This window comes from Jeotgalicoccus sp. ATCC 8456 (assembly GCF_016313225.1).
Taxonomy (GTDB): domain Bacteria; phylum Bacillota; class Bacilli; order Staphylococcales; family Salinicoccaceae; genus Jeotgalicoccus; species Jeotgalicoccus marinus.
In genome coordinates this window covers 929,478-947,234 of sequence record NZ_CP066224.1, presented here as the reverse complement: position 1 = coordinate 947,234, position 17,757 = coordinate 929,478, and the positions used below count along the sequence as shown (strand labels likewise).

At 35.4% G+C, this 17,757-nt stretch carries 13 protein-coding genes and 1 pseudogene; 10 read left to right on the top strand and 4 right to left on the bottom strand.

Annotated elements, in window-relative coordinates:
• The first annotated feature begins 100 nt into the window (after positions 1–100).
• From JEM45_RS04750 to JEM45_RS04710, 9 genes and pseudogenes are all read left to right on the top strand, one after another.
• Positions 101–715, top strand: coding sequence for a TVP38/TMEM64 family protein (locus JEM45_RS04750; RefSeq protein WP_156889182.1), 615 nt, complete (start codon positions 101–103; stop codon positions 713–715).
• A 12-nt stretch (positions 716–727) separates the two neighbouring features.
• The gene (lepB, locus tag JEM45_RS04745) at positions 728–1,258 is read left to right on the top strand and encodes a signal peptidase I (protein WP_026867387.1); all 531 of its coding nucleotides are present in this window, start codon (positions 728–730) and stop codon (positions 1,256–1,258) included.
• A gap of 68 nt (positions 1,259–1,326) precedes the next feature.
• The gene (locus tag JEM45_RS04740; RefSeq protein ID WP_198687912.1) at positions 1,327–4,797 is read left to right on the top strand and encodes a PD-(D/E)XK nuclease family protein; all 3,471 of its coding nucleotides are present in this window, start codon (positions 1,327–1,329) and stop codon (positions 4,795–4,797) included.
• The gene (gene addA, locus JEM45_RS04735; RefSeq protein WP_198687911.1) at positions 4,790–8,254 is read left to right on the top strand and encodes a helicase-exonuclease AddAB subunit AddA; all 3,465 of its coding nucleotides are present in this window, start codon (positions 4,790–4,792) and stop codon (positions 8,252–8,254) included. Before JEM45_RS04740 ends, addA begins: the two co-directional genes overlap by 8 nt.
• Positions 8,238–9,320 (top strand): DUF418 domain-containing protein, encoded by a 1,083-nt coding sequence (locus JEM45_RS04730; RefSeq protein WP_026867390.1) that lies wholly within the window; start codon positions 8,238–8,240, stop codon positions 9,318–9,320. The genes addA and JEM45_RS04730 overlap by 17 nt, the downstream gene beginning before the upstream one ends.
• A 72-nt stretch (positions 9,321–9,392) precedes the next feature.
• Positions 9,393–10,283: pseudogene (locus JEM45_RS04725) on the top strand (fumarylacetoacetate hydrolase family protein).
• A gap of 54 nt (positions 10,284–10,337) precedes the next feature.
• Positions 10,338–10,718 (top strand): DUF1516 family protein, encoded by a 381-nt coding sequence (locus tag JEM45_RS04720; RefSeq protein WP_026867392.1) that lies wholly within the window; start codon positions 10,338–10,340, stop codon positions 10,716–10,718.
• A gap of 127 nt (positions 10,719–10,845) precedes the next feature.
• Positions 10,846–12,258: an alpha-amylase family glycosyl hydrolase gene (locus JEM45_RS04715; RefSeq protein ID WP_198687910.1), complete on the top strand. Its 1,413-nt coding sequence runs from the start codon at positions 10,846–10,848 to the stop codon at positions 12,256–12,258.
• Between the two features lie 153 nt (positions 12,259–12,411).
• On the top strand, positions 12,412–13,266 hold the full coding sequence (locus JEM45_RS04710; RefSeq protein ID WP_198687909.1) for an aldo/keto reductase: 855 nt from the start codon (positions 12,412–12,414) through the stop codon (positions 13,264–13,266).
• A 55-nt stretch (positions 13,267–13,321) separates the two neighbouring features.
• On the opposite strand, the gene JEM45_RS04705 is transcribed toward JEM45_RS04710, so the two are convergent.
• Genes JEM45_RS04705 through JEM45_RS04695 form a run of 3 tightly spaced genes read right to left on the bottom strand, consistent with a single transcriptional unit; the run spans position 13,322 to position 16,345 of the window.
• The gene (locus JEM45_RS04705) at positions 13,322–14,665 is read right to left on the bottom strand and encodes a CoA-disulfide reductase (protein WP_198687908.1); all 1,344 of its coding nucleotides are present in this window, start codon (positions 14,663–14,665) and stop codon (positions 13,322–13,324) included.
• Between the two features lie 3 nt (positions 14,666–14,668).
• On the bottom strand, positions 14,669–15,511 hold the full coding sequence (locus JEM45_RS04700) for a DegV family protein (protein ID WP_198687907.1): 843 nt from the start codon (positions 15,509–15,511) through the stop codon (positions 14,669–14,671).
• A 12-nt stretch (positions 15,512–15,523) separates the two neighbouring features.
• Positions 15,524–16,345 carry a Cof-type HAD-IIB family hydrolase gene (locus JEM45_RS04695; protein ID WP_198687906.1) on the bottom strand — a complete coding sequence of 274 codons (822 nt, stop codon included), beginning with the start codon at positions 16,343–16,345 and terminating at the stop codon, positions 15,524–15,526.
• Positions 16,346–16,480: 135 nt separating this feature from the next.
• Between JEM45_RS04695 and JEM45_RS04690 the strand changes: the two genes are divergently transcribed.
• Entirely contained in the window at positions 16,481–16,777 is a 297-nt protein-coding gene (locus JEM45_RS04690; RefSeq protein ID WP_370545418.1) for a metal-sulfur cluster assembly factor, read from the top strand.
• Positions 16,778–16,869: 92 nt separating this feature from the next.
• Here JEM45_RS04690 and JEM45_RS04685 read toward each other — a convergent pair whose 3' ends face one another.
• Positions 16,870–17,694 (bottom strand): undecaprenyl-diphosphate phosphatase, encoded by an 825-nt coding sequence (locus JEM45_RS04685; protein WP_026867399.1) that lies wholly within the window; start codon positions 17,692–17,694, stop codon positions 16,870–16,872.
• Positions 17,695–17,757 lie beyond the last annotated feature (63 nt).

Here is a 17,757-nt window from a genome sequence, read left to right as displayed (position 1 = left end):
TTGGATATAAATGCTATAATAAAGCAAAATAATTTAATACCAAGACTAAGAGACTATATATTATATATAGTCTCTTAGTCTTTAAAATGGAGATTTGAACGTGAACGATATTATAGAACTTTTAACGACAGAGCAAGGTATTGAAAGACTATTTGATCAATTTGAACAGCTTGGTATTCTTTTTGGTTTTCTTCTTGTCATGCTTGAGGCATTTTTACCATTTTTACCGTTAGTTGTTATCGTCATTTTAACTATAAATTCATATGGTGTTGTAGTCGGTTTTTTAGTCAGCTATACTGCATCCGTTGCTGGTTCCTATCTGGTCTTTTTAATCGTTAGACACATCTTTCGGGAACCTGCTCAAAACTATATTGAAAAGCATGATCGTTTGAATAAGATGCTTAAGTTTGTGGATGATAGAGGCTTTAGCTTCTTATTTATATTGCTGTGTTTACCGTTCACACCTTCGTCTATTATCAACGTAATCACTGCTTTATCTAACATTAGAAGAGATGTATACTTATATATATTATTAGCAGCAAAATTTATAATGATTTTATCGATGACATTGGTCGGTTACGATGTAACCTCGTTCTTTGATTCGCCAGTGAAACTTATAATTTCATTAGCCTTTTTAGTAGTGCTCTATGTACTATCAAAATGGTATCAAAAGTATCTAGAGAAAAAAATTAATAAAGAGAAGAAGGAAAAATAAGAGGTGGCATCAGTGTTAAAAGAAATACGTGAATGGTTAATTGCTATAGCTATCGCCCTTGTCGTGGTTGTTGTAATACGAATGTTCTTATTCACTACTTACTCAGTAGATGGCTTAAGTATGGATCCTACTTTTGAAGAAGGAGACAGGGTAATTGTAAATAAGTTTATATATGATATTGCTGATGTAGAAAGAGACGACATTGTAGTCTTCGATTCTCATAATGATGCAGCCTACGTTAAACGTATTATTGGTGTACCCGGTGATAATGTAGAAATGAGAGATAGAGTAGTCTACGTCAATGGTGAACCTATTGAGGAAGACTATGTTGTCCATCAAGGCGAGACATATATGGATAATTTTACGCTTGAGTCACTTGGAGTAGAAGAAGAAACGATACCAGAAGGGCAGTATTTAGTGCTCGGTGATAATCGACCGATTAGCCGTGATTCTAGAGATTTTGGACTGATTACTGAAGAAGATATCATCGGCGAAGTTCAATTAAGATTTTGGCCATTTAATGAAATAGCAATTGATTTTTAAGTCGAATCTAAGAAAAGGAGATATTAGTTTAACTAATATCTCCTTTATTTAAAGTGAGGTATGGTTCTATGACGATAACAATATGGACAGGTACAAGTGGTACAGGTAAAACGAATACTATGTTTGAAGAGATTTATAAGAAAACAAAAGATGATCCACTAGGATCTTCAATTTATATTATTACCCCAACTCAAAATACACTGACATATGAACAATTGATTGCCAGACAAGAAGATGGTATGGCTGGCGGAAGTATGCGTACAGGTGTCTACAGTTTTTCAAGATTGATGTGGCACGTATATAATGAGCTTGGCCAACCTACAAAAAACGTCTTGTCTGAAGCAGGACACATTATGCTGATTCATAAGCTGATGAATGATATAAAGGATAAGCTAAAGTACTATCATACTTCACAAGGCTACATAAAATTTTCTGAGAAAGTGTTAGATCAAATTACTGAATTTAAGGCCTATAACATAGAACCAAAACATCTCTTAGACTTAAAATTTTCAAAAGGCAGAACGACAGAAAAGTATGAGGACTTAGCAATTATTTATCAGCGTTGGCAAGAGGAAATTGAATCATATAAAGTTGAAGACTTAAATATGATTCCGCATTTTATTGAGAGTATAAAAGAAGCGAATAGTTTAAGAACACTTAAGGATGCTGTAATTTATATTGACGGTTTTCATAACTTTACAGAAAGTGAGTTTGCCCTTATTTATGCGCTTGAACAAGAGGTTGGGGAAATCAATCTATTATTAACTCACAGAAAGTCTGATGGATATCAAGGTTTAGTAGATATCGATTTGTTTAGAAAAACTGAAGCGGTAATCAGTCGATTGCAGGAATTGTTTGGGGAAAATTACTTGAACTTCAGACATTTTAATCAGGAGTTTTTGCGTGCAAAAAATTCTGGATTAAGTCAATTAGAATTATTTATAACAACGGGTCAACCGATGACAAATTATGATGGTATTACGATTACTGAGTCACCTTCACCAGAAGAGGAAATAAGAGAAGTCGCAAGAAATATAGAAACCCTAGTTAGAAACAATGAAGCGAGATATGCTGATATCGGTATTCTGTACCGTGATCAATCTTATGAAAATATTTTCAAGTCTATTTTTAAACAGTTTAATATTGCCTATCACATGGATATGGATCATTTTATGCATTGCAATCCTTTTACAGAATTGGTCATTGCCTTATTAGATTGCTATCAGAGTAGATTTCAAAGGTCTGCCTTTATCAATGTCTTAAAGACGGGCTATTTAAATAGAACGAAACATGATGAAATGCTTGTCATGCACCTTGAAAATATCATTATAGAACGTGGACTTACTGGCGGTGAGCTCTTTGACGATAAGCGTTTTACGATTGAATATAAACTGGGTATTGAAGGTGACATAGAGACTATAGATAATACAGAAGCTTTGAGTGAGATGATTCAATATAAGAATAGTAAACTTCACCAGTTACAACGGTTGTTCAATCAACTTGATCAAGGTGAGACTGCACAGGATTTTGTAGAAACGATTTACCAGTATATTGTAGATGAAGGCATTGAAGAGAAAGTTGCAAATGAAATAAAAGAATTAACGGATACCAATATTCGACTCGCTAATGAAACAGAGCAAGCCTATAATTTATTTATTCGATTATTGGATGATAGTTACACCGTTTTTAAAGATGAAAAAATTGAATTTAGCCTTTTTTACGATACTTTTACAGAAGGATTAAAACGAGCGATTTTCAATACACGACCAGCTGCTGTAGATCAGGTGATTATCGGGCTTCTAGATCTTGCTAAAGTTGAAAATAAAAAATATGTTTTTATAGTGGGTATGAATTACAACGTTATGCCACAAGAGTCTAGAAATACAGCCATCGTTACAGATGATGAAAAAGAAGTGCTGGAAGACAGAGGTATTATACTTTCTCCGAGTGCACGTACGCTTAGCCGTGATGAGAAATTTGTCTTTTACATGGGAATAAGTCAACCGACAAACCATCTCTTTATTAGTTGGTCGACGACTTTACAAAATAAAGAAGTGACTAAATTAAGTCCATTTGTCGAAGCATTTTTACCAATGGATGAAAGTCTGGTATTAAATTATAGCTATAGAAAGACTGCCCACTATGAACTTCATAATACACTAGGCTTAATTTCGAGTGTAAGAAGCATGGAGGCGCTCGAACACCATAAATTGAGAACCTTGATGACTTATGATTTAGAAGAATTTACAAGATTAGTTCGATTACCACAGTACAATAACTTCATAGGTGTCTATCATTTGCTGAAAAATAAAACAAATCATACGGTATTAAACCGTCTTAACCGAAACTTAACTTATTTAAATAGAGCTGAAGATATTAGAGAAGAAACGGCCATTAAATTATATGGTGATGAGATGAGAGCAAGTGTATCTAGATTCCAGTCCTATTTCTCGTGTCATTTCCAGCATTTCTCTAATTACGGAATGAAGCTGAATGTGAGACAAAATTATACTGTTAGACCACTAGAAATAGGGAACCTTTACCACAATGCATTAGAGCAAATTACAAAGCGTTTAGATATGACTTTAAAACATGACGATGAAGTGATTAAGAAAGCAGTAGTCAATTCGGTTGATAATGTTTTACGAACCATTTCCTACGGTATTTTTGAACGCTCAGAATATTTCTTATCGTTAAAAGAAAAAGCTATCTCTGCCATTACGACCACCTTGATGTTTATGAAGGATTTAGAGTATCTAGGCGATTATCAAATCAGCTTAATCGAAGCAACATTTGGAAAAAAATCAGATGATCTCGGGGAATTAGTCTTAGAAAGCGAAAACGGTAAAAAAATATACTTGAGAGGTAAAATCGACCGAGTTGATACCTACAATAATGCTTCAAATGTCTATGTCAATATCATTGACTATAAGTCTAGTGATCGGAAGTTGAAAAAAGAAGATGTGTTAAATGGTGTCGAGCTACAAATTATTACTTATATGTATGTCCTTATGAATCGTGCAAAAACTAAACTCGGTGGAGACATCGTACCTAATGCAATGATGTTCTACCATGTGAATGAACCTAAGGTGAGAGTGGACGATGAAGAAGAGGCATTGAAACTAAAACAGAATAAACTTAGACCAGATGGTTTATTTGTTATCGATGGTAATGATCTTAGCAGTAATACTGGTATGGATCATATGATAGAAGAAGAAAAACTCAGTGAGTATCTACCATTAAAATTAAAGAAAGATGGTAGTTTAGACAAAAATTCAGCGAAAAGAACAATGTCATCAGAGATGTTTGCACATTACTCTGACTTTGTAATGGAGCAATTTAAAACGGCAACTGATGAAATATATAGTGGGCGAACACTTGCGAATCCTCTTGAACATAACAATAGGTTACCTTGTGCTTTTTGTGATTTTAAAGCGGCTTGTCACATCGATAAATTAATCAATGAACATGATTACAGGAAAAATAAAATTACAGATGAAGATATTGAAGCGTTTGAAAGCGAGGTAAACAATGGTTAATTTTACTGACGCACAACTTGCTGCCATTGAGGCCACAGGCTCAGATATATTAGTATCCGCTGCAGCAGGTAGTGGTAAAACTGCAGTGCTTGTAGAACGTATTAAAAGAAATATTATCAGTGGAAATTACTCTATTGATGAGGTTTTTGTATCCACTTTTACCAATAAGAGTGCAAAAGACATGAAAGACAAAATCGAGCGCGCCTTGAGAGCAATCTATAATGAGACGAAGGATAAAAGAATTAATGAAGAAATCATTAAATTAAATGACGCGCATATATCAACCTTACACAGTTTTTGTTTGCATCTGATTCAAACGCACTATAATGCTATTGGATTACCACCTGATATGCGTACACTTGGTCAAGTAGAAGCAGAAATAAAGCTAGACAGTGTAATCAGTGAAGTACTTGAGCAATTTTATACAGATAAGGATCAGGACTTTTTACATCTGGATCAATTTGTGTCGAGTCTAAAAGATAATACTGAGCTTCACAAATTGATTATACGGCTATATAATACCGCGATAGCGACTGAAGACCCTAAAGTATTTCTCGACAGTCTAAAGGATCAATATATAAACGATGACCGTCTAAATGAAATACTCGATGCGTATAAAGCAATTAATTATAGAAAATTAAAGAAATTGGATGAAGATTTAAGTCTGTTGAAAGTCGAGTATGACCATATTGAGCGACCTGAAGAATTAAAGGAAAAAGCGATTAAAGATGCTTATGATAATTTAGACATCATGCAAAAGAATGTTGTCAATGCGCTAGCTTTATTTCATGACAACGGACAATTTTGCTTAGCAGAAGTAAAGCTATCCAATGGTAGGAATGCATTTATCAAAGCGGCTAATGCACAAAATAATGATTTTATAGAAAAACATAATAAACCGGTTAATGATGCCTACCAAGAACTATATAACCTAAAAGCCTACAGCTTAAGTGATGTAAGGGAAGAATTATCACCTTTAAATGGCATGAATAATCAGCTTCTTAAAATAACAGAGTCCGTTATTGATAACTATAAAAGAAGAAAACAACAGGCAAGTGAAATGGACTTTAATGATTATGAACATTTTGCTTTAGATATCCTCCTTGCAAATGATGGTGAAGTGCAACAGGAGTATAGAGATAAGTTTAAAGAAGTAATGATTGATGAGTACCAGGACATCAACCGCGTGCAAGAAGCAATTATTCAACTCTTAAAATCTGGAGATGAAGCGAATGGGAACCTCTTTATGGTTGGGGATGTTAAACAATCTATTTATCGTTTTAGGCAAGCTGCTCCTGATTTATTCATAGATAAAAGCCATCGTTTTAAAAAAGGCGAGGCTGGTCAACTCATCCAATTAAATCGAAATTTCAGGTCCCATCAAGAAGTACTCGATGTGACTAATCTCATATTTGAAAATATTATGGATGAGACAATCGGAGAAATTGATTATACCGATGAAGAGAAACTGATCAAGGGAACTGATGAAGTCGGGGATGAATCTAAGGTTGAAGTCCTACCCATCATCACGCCGAAGGAAACCACAGCAGATGAAGCGGATGAAATAGAGATTAAAGAATTAGTGGGTTTGGTCAACCGACTATACAATGACGGGGTGCCTTATGGTGATATCGTCATATTAAATCGCAACCGTTTTTCACCAGATAAAATCCGCTACGAATTTCAAAAGGCAGAAATACCAATTAGTGTTGATGTGAATAAAGGTTATTTTGAAACGTTTGAAATCATGACAATGAGAAGTATCTTGTCACTCTTAGATAATCCCTTACAAGACGATCATCTAATGGGTGTTTTAAGATTACCAATGTTTGGTTTTAATGAAGAAGCTCTGGCAAGAATACGCGCAAATTCTGATGAAAAGTATTTATACGAAGCCCTTTTAGAATTTAATGAAGATGAAGCAATCGTTCGAAGAATTGAAGATTTCTTAAGTACTTATGACGAATTAAAAGCACATTCTAAGTTTCTAAGTGTTTCGGAACTCATAGACGAAATATATTTTGAGTTAAATATTGTTGAGTTTTTCAGTGGTCTTCCTGGAGGGAAAACAAGACAGGCGAATCTAAATGGTTTAATCGAAAAAGCTTTGGAATTTGAAGCAATGAACAATTCAAACCTCTATCAATTTATTTCTTACATTGATTATTTAATCAAGGAAAATAAGGATTTTGGTGAAGAATCGCTAAGTGAAAGTGTAGATGATTCTGTTAGAGTCATGACAGTCCATAGTTCTAAAGGATTAGAGTTTAAACATGTTATATATGCTGATTTAAAACAGCAATACACAATGGACACAGTTTCTAAAGTTCTAGTGCATGCAAAGCTCGGTGTGGTCTTTAATCAATTTAAACCTGAACTGAACTTAACAAGTGATAGCATTCATGCTTTTGTCGCGAATGAGTATTTAAAATTAGAGCAACTTAGTGAAGAGCTTCGCTTAATATATGTAGCTTTAACACGTGCTGAGGAGAAACTCTACCTTCCGCTAGTGTATAAGGATGACATCAATTTCCTATATAATTTTGACCAGCTTAAAAAACCTTCAGTTGAAGTTCGCTCAAATCTTAAGTCTACTCAGGACTTCATTGCCCCGATTTTACTTGAAAGTCAACATGATGCAATTGAAATCAAGGAAGTAAGCGAGCAATCTGAAGCGAGCCAACACCCACATCAGTCCGCGGATTTAGATGATATAAAGGTGCTCGTTCCTGATATTAACCCTGAAGTCGCTGATCGCTTGTTTTACACTTATCCAAATCAACAAGACACTGAAATTGCAGCAAAGGAATCTGTGACTTCTATAAAGAGAAGAAATGAGACGATTCCGGATATGGCGACGGATGTTAGTCATAGGAATGAATCTTCTTTAAAAGTGCCGAACTTCTTAGCGTCTTCTGTAGAAGCACCAATCTTCGGTACAATTATGCATGAGATGATGATGAGAATTATGAATCAATGGCAGAGTTTAAGTGTAATGAATGAACAGGAAAAAGCGGGCTTTATAGATATTTTAATAGATAATTATGTTGTGAATTACGAGCAGTTAAGTGATTTACACATTAGTAAGCTTAAAGAAAATGCAGTGAGATTTTTTAACGATGACTATATGGTTAACTTGTTAAATCAGCAAATCGGGATATATACTGAGTTACCGTTTATTATGAATCAAGAAGCCATTATATATGGTGAACACGATTATCAATTGGTTCAAGGTATCATTGATTGTCTCTTAGTATTCGAAGATCATTACATCATTATTGACTATAAGACAGACAGGGTGAATGGTACACAGTTAAGCCCAGAAGACTTAAGAGATAGGTACAAGACACAAATGGACATCTATAAAAAATCTGCAGAAGTTGTTTTGAATAAACCTGTAGATGCGGTCCTATACTTTTTTGATTATGGAGCGATTTCACTTGAAACATACAAATAACACAATTTACTTTACAGCGGGCATAGCGATTTTCTCACTATTTCTTTATAGCGGCTTGTACTTTATGTTGCCTTTAAATGATATCAATCCATTTGAGTACTTTTTCGGAGCAGATTTAAATATCTACAATATCATTAACATATTTACAGGCGGGTCAGTGATACCTTTAATCGCGCTTATTGTTGGATATATCTTAAGTAAATATCAAACTGTAGAAAAAAGGCAAATTGCTAAATACTTAGCGATCATTTTAGGCATTATTGGTCTATCATCTGTATTAATTTTTCCATTTGATAATATGCTATTTCTAGTATTAATGACTTTTGTTGCATTGATTTTTGTCGGACGGCCATGGGTGATAACATTTGCAGCAGGTATTGCACTTTTCGCTGTACACTTACTTCTCAATGTCGTCTTGGAAATCATTAGAGGACTCAATTCAAATATTCAACACGTCTATTCTGGTATACAACAAGTTAATGAGTACATCAGCATCTATAGAAGTAGTGACTACTTGGCTATTATTAATCAAAACATAGATTATTTAACAGGTGATATAACAGGCACTATTATATTAATGTTGTTCATGATTTTACCGTGGCTTTTAATTGGTGTTGGACTACATCAACTTAGCCTAGAAACTTTTATGAAAGACAGCCCATACCTCAGTGGCGCAATGGTAATTGTATTGTTAACTGGAGGCATTTTGACAAAGCTCATTCAGATTTTACTCCTGGGTAATATTACTGGTGAGACGCTCGGTGAAGGGTTTGGAGGGCCAGTACTCGCCCTTGGCTACTTCTTATTACTAATGTATGCCGGTTCACATGTACCAAAGGCTATTTTCAAAGGATTTGTCAATTTAGGGCGACAGTCCTTAAGTGCCTATATTCTTTTCAATGTGTTGATGATGTTTATCTTCTTTGGATTTGGCTTAGCACTATACGGACAAATATCAGTGCAGGTACTGTTATTCATTGTCCTCGGCTTGTACTGCCTGCTACTGTTGCTCTTAAACTTTTTAAGTATTAGAAAGCTTAAATTAATAGAAGCAATTTTCAGATAAAAATATCGATTCACAAGAATAAATAAATATTTTTTGTTATACTGAATTAAACCAAACAAAGGAGCTTGTCCAATGAAATTTTTAACTTTTGAGTACAAAGAAAAGAATTATTACGGTGTTAAAGTAAAACGTGAAGATAGTGCATGGATTCTTCCGCTACTATTTGAGGATTTTAGTGATGTTAAAGATTATCCACGTACATTATTGGAAGGAATTACTGAATACCATACATTGGATTTCCAAGAATTAGTGAGAAAATTAGTTGAAAGTGCTGAAGTATCAGAGAATGCTGATCAATATAAAGCACCATTTGATGAAATTAATATATTAGCACCAGTTAAGCCACCAAATAATACAATTAGTTTCGGTCGTAATTTTAAAGAACATGCACAAGAGCTAAATAATGAAGTAGAATTATATGTATTTACTAAAGCGAACTCTAGCCTAGTCGGTGATGAAGCGACAATCTCATCATTTAGCGATATTACTTCAGAGTTAGACTATGAAGGTGAACTTGGTGTTGTGATTGGTAAATCAGGACGTAATATTGATCGCTCTATGGCTTATGACTACGTTTATGGTTATACAATTGTTAATGACATCTCTGCAAGAGACCTTCAAAAATCTCACAAGTAGGCTTTCTTATCTAAAAGTCTAGCAACACCGATGGGTCCATACATTGTTACTAAAGATGAAATTCCTAATGCAATGGATGCTCAAATCGTAACGAAAGTTAACGATGAGATTCGTCAGGATGGTAGTACAGCACTTATGGTTAGAAAAATTGACGACCTAATTAGTGAACTATCTAAATACGTTACTTTAGAACCTGGTGATGTTATTGCTACAGGTACACCAGCCGGTGTAGGGGCAGGAATGGACCCTAAAGGCTTTGTTAAATCTGGTGATACAGTACGTGTTTCTATCGATGGAATTGGAACATTAACGACACACATTGAATAATCATTCATGTTATAATATGCCATGGGTAAATTTTAAATAAGAGGTGGGCGAATTATGCTACATTTACACTTAACGGCCATTGTTATATCTGCTGTTTTGTTCCTTGTTGTCTTCTTCATGTATAAGGCAAACAATTCACCAGACAATAAGCCGGCAAAAATTTTGCACATGGTAGCTAGATTGTTTTATGTTATCGTACTGATTTCAGGTCTAGTCGTTTACATTAGCAACATGGAAGGTATCTCTAATATGGACGGTCATATGCAGTACGGTATTAAAGTACTCCTAGGACTTCTATCTATTGGATTTATGGAAATGGCAATTGTTAGATTGAAGAAAAGTGCGACAGTATGGCCAATGGTTGTTGCTTTAATTCTCATTATTGCAACAGTTATTATGGGAGCGACATTACCACTAGGTATTTTAAGCTTCTAAAACTAAGCTGGGAACCGGTTGGTTTCCAGCTTTTTTAAATATTTTTATGAACAATTCGTGAAAGAAAGAAAATTTGAAGTGAACTTTAGTATACTTAGCACTATAAGATAAAAAGGTAGGATATTATATGAAAAGAATGATTGCACTCTTGTTTACTGCCTTCGCTTTGTTCTTTACGATGGTAAATCCATCGTCTGCTGAAGAGCAAGCTGAAGAAAAAATCTATATGATTCCAGTCGACAGGTTCTTAAACAATGATAAATCAAATGATATCGGTGTTCATGAAGATCCTGATAATGACCAACCATTTGGTGGTGATTTCGTTGGTATAGAAGAACATTTAGAATACATAAAAGATATGGGCTTTAATACAATCATGTTATCTCCTGTTACAGAACGTGCTGAAGATGACTATTTGGGTTATGACGTCACTTCCTATGATAAGATTTCAGAAGCTTATGGTGGGGCGGAAGCATTTCAGGATTTTATAGATTCAGTACATAATCAGGATATGAAAATCGTTGTAGACATGCCAACGACAGCAACTGAGGACTATACAGCACTGGAAAATCTAGAATTCAATGACATTGAAACAGCATATTACGAAGACATCGACCGTGAAATCATTGATCTAAGTGATGCTGATAACCAGAGTCAATATAAAGATATGGTGCAAAACTTCGTTGATACTTATGATGTAGATGGTATTAGTATGTTCTTAAACCAAGATGGATTAAATGGAAATGATTTTCTTCCAGATAATATACCTTCTTATGGCATTTTAACGATAGATGGCATGACAGCTGAAGGTTTCGATCACGTGTCTCATAATGAATTCAGATCAAGCATTGCGAATGCACTTGGTGGTGTTGATATTGAAATACCAGAGTTTCCAACTGACAATGAATTAGTACTTGCAGATCACTGGTTCTCAGAACGTTTTACATATCATGCTGCAAGTCACAATATGTTCCCAGGAACGAGAGTTCAACAGTTAGCAAACTATCTGTATGCTTATCAAGGTGCAAGTGCCATGACTTATGGAACAGAAGTTGCATTTAATGGTGATTCTTACCCGGAAATTCACCCGCAGATGGACCTATGGACAGATAAAGAAGTTGTAGAATATTTAGAGAACATTAGTATGATATATGACAGACATCAAGTAATGGCTGCAGGTGAAACAGAGACCTTACTAAATGAAGCAGGGCAATATATTGTAAGATACAAAACAAACGATGTAGATTTCGTCTTTAATATGAACAATACTTCTGAAACTCAGAGTAACACTTTTGAGCAAACGGCGAGTGAAGATGGTAAAGTCTATAGCGGGATGTTAATAGGTGATATGATTCGCCCGCATGAAGGTGAATTTATTACAGTATTAGATAGAGAAGAAACTGAACTGTATTCAATCATCGAAGAGGCAGGTTTTAACAATGGATATCTTTATGCAAGTATTTTAATCTTCGGCTTATTTGCAATCTTTGTTTGGGTAGCAGCTTCACGCTCTAAGAAACGAAAAAATAGTAAATTTTAAAACGAATAGTAGTTAGACATTGACCTCGGTGACTAACCGAGGTCTTTTCGTATAGAAATGTTTAAAATTGTATCGAAACGGAAATATTATATAGTGGATATCAGATAAGTTATTTAGTCATCTTTTAGCAAGAAATTATAAGGAGATGAGATTTTGACTATAAATGAAAAAGGATTTGTACTCAATGACAAGACGGCTTGGCCGTATGTTGGTCTAGGTACAATTGATTTAGTAGGAGATAAGGGAACTTTTGAAATTCTTAATGCACTAAATAGTGGTTTCCGTCTTCTCGATACTTCAACAAACTATAACAACGAAGGCATTGTTGGTGAAGCGGTTAGACGTTCTAAATTACACCGTGAAGAAATATTAGTGAGCTCAAAATTACCGGGTTCACACCACGACTACGATAAGGCGTTTATCTTTCTTCAAGAATCGTTGAGACGTGCTGGATTGGAGTACTTTGATAAGTATTTAATTCATTGGCCAAATCCAGATGATGGCAAATACGTTGAAGCATGGAAGGCACTTGTAGATGCCCAAAAACAAGGCTTAATTAGAACCATTGGTGTATCTAACTTTGAACCGGATCACCTAGATGATATTATCAATGCAACGGGTGTGACTCCAGCTACAAATCAGGTGGAACGTCATCCTTATTTCAATAATAAACGCATGGTAGAAGAGAATAAAAAACGAGGCATTCTAACAGAAGCATGGAGTCCATTTGGTAGAGGATATCTAAACGATGTGCTTGAAAATGAAACAATCAAAGAAATTGCAGCTAAATATGATAAGACACCTGCTCAAATTATTATCAATTGGAACTATAAAGCGGGTGTCATGGCCATACCAAAATCAGCTGATCCAGTGCATCAGAAAGAAAATATTGAAGCGACTGATTTTGACTTAAGCCAAGAAGATATAGAAAAAATCGATGCGCTTGATAAAGGTGAGGATGGCCGTGTTGAAGGCCAAGACCCTTATGAATATCATGAGTATGTATAAACAAAGTCAAAGAAAAATATAGTAAAAAATATCCATCCACTTAGGATGGATATTTTTATTGAGCTTCATTTGCTTTAGCAATCGCCTTATAACCGACCATATTAATGACGTCTTTTGGATTAGAGAACGGGGGAGCGTATGCTATTTCTATATTAATTAAGTCAAAGACACTTCCACCTAAACGTATATGTGTTGCAAGTACATCAATACGTTTATCGACACCTTCTGTACCGACAATGGCTGCTCTTAAAATCTGATGTGTATCTTTATGGAAGTAGACTCTGATATTAATAGGTTCAGCTGAAGACATGTAGCCTGACTTATTTTTTTGTTTTTGGTCGACAACTAGGTGAGGCAATTTCATGACTTCTTTTTCACTAAGGCCCGTTGATGCAATCGCATAGTCAAAAAATTTCACAATATTTGTTCCTAGTAAACCTTCGTGCCTTATATTCTCATCACCTGCGATTTGATTGGCAATTATGTGTGCCAGGCGATGCGCTGGCCAAGCTAGCAGTGACTGAACTTTCACATCTGGCACATGCTGGTAAACTGTTTCAATCACATCTCCAAGTGCATAGACATTGTCTAGGTTCGTTCGGCCACTTGAATCGATTGGGATCAGACCTTTATCAGTTAGATTTATGCCTGAACCTTTGAGGAATGCTGTATTGGGCTGTGTACCTATACCGCTAATAATCAATGGCGCATGGATTTCTTCACCATTGTTAAGTGTCAAGGTTTCACCTTCGACACTTTTAATTTCAGCGTTAAATCTGAGATCAATGTGGTGATCTTCCATAGCTTGGTGTATGACATGATTCATGTCAGCTTCAATCTTTTTATAAATTCGTTCATCATGTTGTACAATCGTTACCTTAATGCCACGTTCACTTAAGTTTTCCGTTACTTCGAGTCCGATATAACCTGAACCGACAAGGATGGCTTCTTTAATATTATATTTGTCAATGTAAGCCATGATAGCATCTAGGTCTTGTATCTTATGAAGTGGGAAACTTTGAGGTATATCTTTTAAGGCGGGTAGGACTTTCGGACTGCCACCCGGTGATAAGATTAAGTAGTCATAAATGACCGTCTTATAGTCATTATTATCTTTATCAAGTACGGTTAAAGTGTTGTTATCAGAATCAACTTTTGTGACTTCATGATTAATTAACACTTTGATATCTTTATCTAGAAATTTCTCCGGTGTCATGTTAATGAGGCTTTCCCTAGATTTTACCTCACCGCTAATGTGATAGGGCATTCCACATGCCCCGTAACTTATTTCGTTATTACGCTCATAAATTGTAATATCAGCATTTGGATCAAGTCGTCGGATTTGAGAGGCTACAGTGGCACCACCTGCGACCCCACCGACAACAGCAATTTTTACCATAACTTAGCGCCCGTCTTGAAAGTAGAATAAGGCGACGGTGCCAGCCCCAGTATGAGAACTAATTGTCGGTCCGATACTAGAAATCTTAACTTCTGTTATATCTGTATTTTCTAGAATTTGTGCTTTTAATAACTCTGCATTTTCTTTGGCATCAGCATGAGTAATGTGAGCGAGTCCGGTTGCACGTTCATTTTTTACGAGTTCTGTCATACGTCTAAATACCTTTTTAAGTCCACGGTGTTTTTCAACAGGTACTAATTGACCGTTTTCTACGTGTAGAAGGGGTTTAATATTTAATAAGCCACCTAAAAATGCTGACCCTTTCGATAAACGTCCACCCTTGGCTAAGTAATTTAAGTCATCAACTGTAAACAAGTGTCTGATCATAGCGACATCTGTTTCAATATTTTTAATGATTTTATCTTTGTCGTCACCGTTTTTAATATAAGATGCTGCACGTTCGACTAGCATTCCGAGCCCATAGCTTGCAGCAGATGAATCAATCAATGTGATATCAGCTTCAGGATATTGTTCTAGGATGTTATCACGTGCAATGACTGAACTTTGGAATGCCCCGGAAAGTTCACTTGAAAAGCCAAGGTATATGATTGGTGTACCTTCTTTTACATATGCCTCAAACAACTCAAAATAACTTTCGGGATTTGGTTGACTTGTTAATGGTCTTTTACCTTCCTTGATTGCTGTGATGACTTCATCACTAGTTATCTCGAGTTGGTCTAGGTAGCTTTTGTCGTCGAGTTGAATCTTCAAAGGGAGCACTTCAATGTCTAACTCCTTGGCACGTTCTAAGCTTAAATCTGAGCAACTATCAATAAATAATTTCATAGATAACCCTCCCTATGGTTTAAGACGGAGATCGAAAAATTCATTAAGGAAATGTCTAATACCGTCATTGTTATTGTTATATTCTGTAATATATTTAGACACATTTTTGATATCGTCGATACCATTCTTCATTGCGACACCATGTTCAACATACTGTAGCATTTCAGTGTCGTTGTCTTCATCTCCAAAAGCGATTGTTCTACTTTGTGGAATTCCCAAATACTCTCTGGCGTAATCCACACCAACCGCCTTATTAATACCTTTTTTGATTATTTCTAAGACAGGATAAGGCGCACCCCAGCGACGTTGTTCGATTACTTCAGCAAATAACTCATCTAGAGTCTTACGAATATGAGGCATTTCACTCTCTTCTGCCTGAACAAGAATAGAAGTAACGTCCTCTGTAACTGTATCTTGAAGTTCGCCAACACTTATTTTAGGGTTGCCCATGGTGAAGGCGTCGAATAGGACGCTATCGTGATAGTGGATATAAATATTATCTTTAATTTCAGCGACAATATTTTTAATATTTAATTCAGGAACTTTTTTAGCAATTTCTTTTGTAACTTCCTTATCCAATGTTTCATGCATGATTTGGAAGTCAAAATCTGTAGGATGGTGGACGAAAGCACCGTTAAAGTTTACAACAGGTGTCGTCATTTTTAATTCTTTATAGTAGGGTACACTGGCACGATACGGACGGCCAGTTGAAATCATTAGCTCATGGCCCTGTTGTTTCAACGTTGTCAGCACTTTCTTTGTGTAAGGACTGATATTCTTCTCATCAGTTAAAAGTGTGCCGTCTAAGTCTAAACAAATTAAATGCTTATCCATATAAATCTCCCTTTTGTCAGTATGTAAGAATAATGTTTCTTCTCAATAATAGCATTTATATTTATCGAATGTATAATTTTTGGTATAGTAAGTATTACATATACTAGGTGAGGAGTGATTATGTTGGATAAAGCAATGGAAGAAAGCATGTACGGTGCGCTAGAGAATGTCATTGACCCGGAACTCGGTATAGATATTGTAAACTTAGGCTTAGTTTATGGTGTAAACCTAGATGACGAAGGTACAGCAGGTGTTGAAATGACTTTAACTTCAATGGGTTGCCCAATGGGACCACAAATTATTGGTCAAGTTGAGCACGTACTTTCAGAACTACCTGAGGTAAATGATGTTCAAGTTGCTATCGTATGGAATCCACCATGGGACAAAGACAAGATGAGTCGTTACGCTAAAATTGCACTTGGTGTAAGCTAATATAAATAATAAGCTATGAGAAGATAATTCTTCTCATAGCTTTTTTGTATTGTGGTGAATTTGGTTGTTAACCGATTGGATCCATTGAATTATTATGCCCAAATAAACTGATATAGGATTGAAAAAGCGCCTAAAGCAAAACAGTAGTAAACGAAGATAATCAAATTACCTTTTTCCATCACATTTTGTAACCATTTAACTGCAAAATATGTTGCGATAAGGGTAATAATAAAGGCAATTAAATATGCTAACCATAGTGTATCCATGTTAGGGTCGTTAACGATATCTCCAACGGATATTAAAGCTGTTCCAAGAGATACTGGAATATAAAGAAGAAATGCAAATCTTAATGCGTTTTTCTGGCTAAGACCAACTGCAATGGAACCGACAATTGTTGCACCACTGCGGCTAATTCCAGGTGTTAATGCTATACATTGAGATAGACCAACTATTATAGAATCTTTAATTGTCAGGTCTCCATCCCTCTTATCGCCTCTTTTATTTTTAATAAACCAAAGTGCAATACCTGTTACAAGTAGCATAAGTCCTACGAAGCCAACAGAAATATTATCGCCGATTACATCTTTAAGCAGTAGCCCTGCAACACCAACTGGAATCGTCGCGATAATTAGGCAAATCGTATATTTAAAATCAGTAATTGCATCATCGTCTCTCGCGCCTTTAAATAAATATCTAAACAAATTATTGATGATACTAATGATATCATCTCGATAGATGAACAAGATTGCAATAAGGGAAGCCGTATTTAAAAATATTTCAAAAGAAAGACCTTGTGCTTCGATATTGAATAGCTCCCTGGCAATGACTAAATGACCACTAGATGATACGGGAATTGGTTCTGTAATGCCCTGTAATAAACCAAGAAAAGCATATTTGATAATAGTAATGATTTCCATGAGGTGATCCTCCTTAAAATGTACATCATTTAATATAAGACAAATTGTCTTAAATTGCTATCA

What these genes read in the sequence shown, in the direction of transcription:
- JEM45_RS04740 (WP_198687912.1), top strand. Translation starts at nt 1,327, where the DNA reads ATGACGATAACAATATGGACAGGTACAAGTGGTACAGGTAAAACGAAT.
- addA (WP_198687911.1), top strand. Translation starts at nt 4,790, where the DNA reads ATGGTTAATTTTACTGACGCACAACTTGCTGCCATTGAGGCCACAGGC.
- JEM45_RS04720 (WP_026867392.1), top strand. Translation starts at nt 10,338, where the DNA reads ATGCTACATTTACACTTAACGGCCATTGTTATATCTGCTGTTTTGTTC.
- JEM45_RS04715 (WP_198687910.1), top strand. Translation starts at nt 10,846, where the DNA reads ATGAAAAGAATGATTGCACTCTTGTTTACTGCCTTCGCTTTGTTCTTT.
- JEM45_RS04705 (WP_198687908.1), bottom strand. Translation starts at nt 14,665, where the DNA reads ATGGTAAAAATTGCTGTTGTCGGTGGGGTCGCAGGTGGTGCCACTGTA.
- JEM45_RS04700 (WP_198687907.1), bottom strand. Translation starts at nt 15,511, where the DNA reads ATGAAATTATTTATTGATAGTTGCTCAGATTTAAGCTTAGAACGTGCC.
- JEM45_RS04695 (WP_198687906.1), bottom strand. Translation starts at nt 16,345, where the DNA reads ATGGATAAGCATTTAATTTGTTTAGACTTAGACGGCACACTTTTAACT.
- JEM45_RS04690 (WP_370545418.1), top strand. Translation starts at nt 16,481, where the DNA reads ATGGAAGAAAGCATGTACGGTGCGCTAGAGAATGTCATTGACCCGGAA.
- JEM45_RS04685 (WP_026867399.1), bottom strand. Translation starts at nt 17,694, where the DNA reads ATGGAAATCATTACTATTATCAAATATGCTTTTCTTGGTTTATTACAG.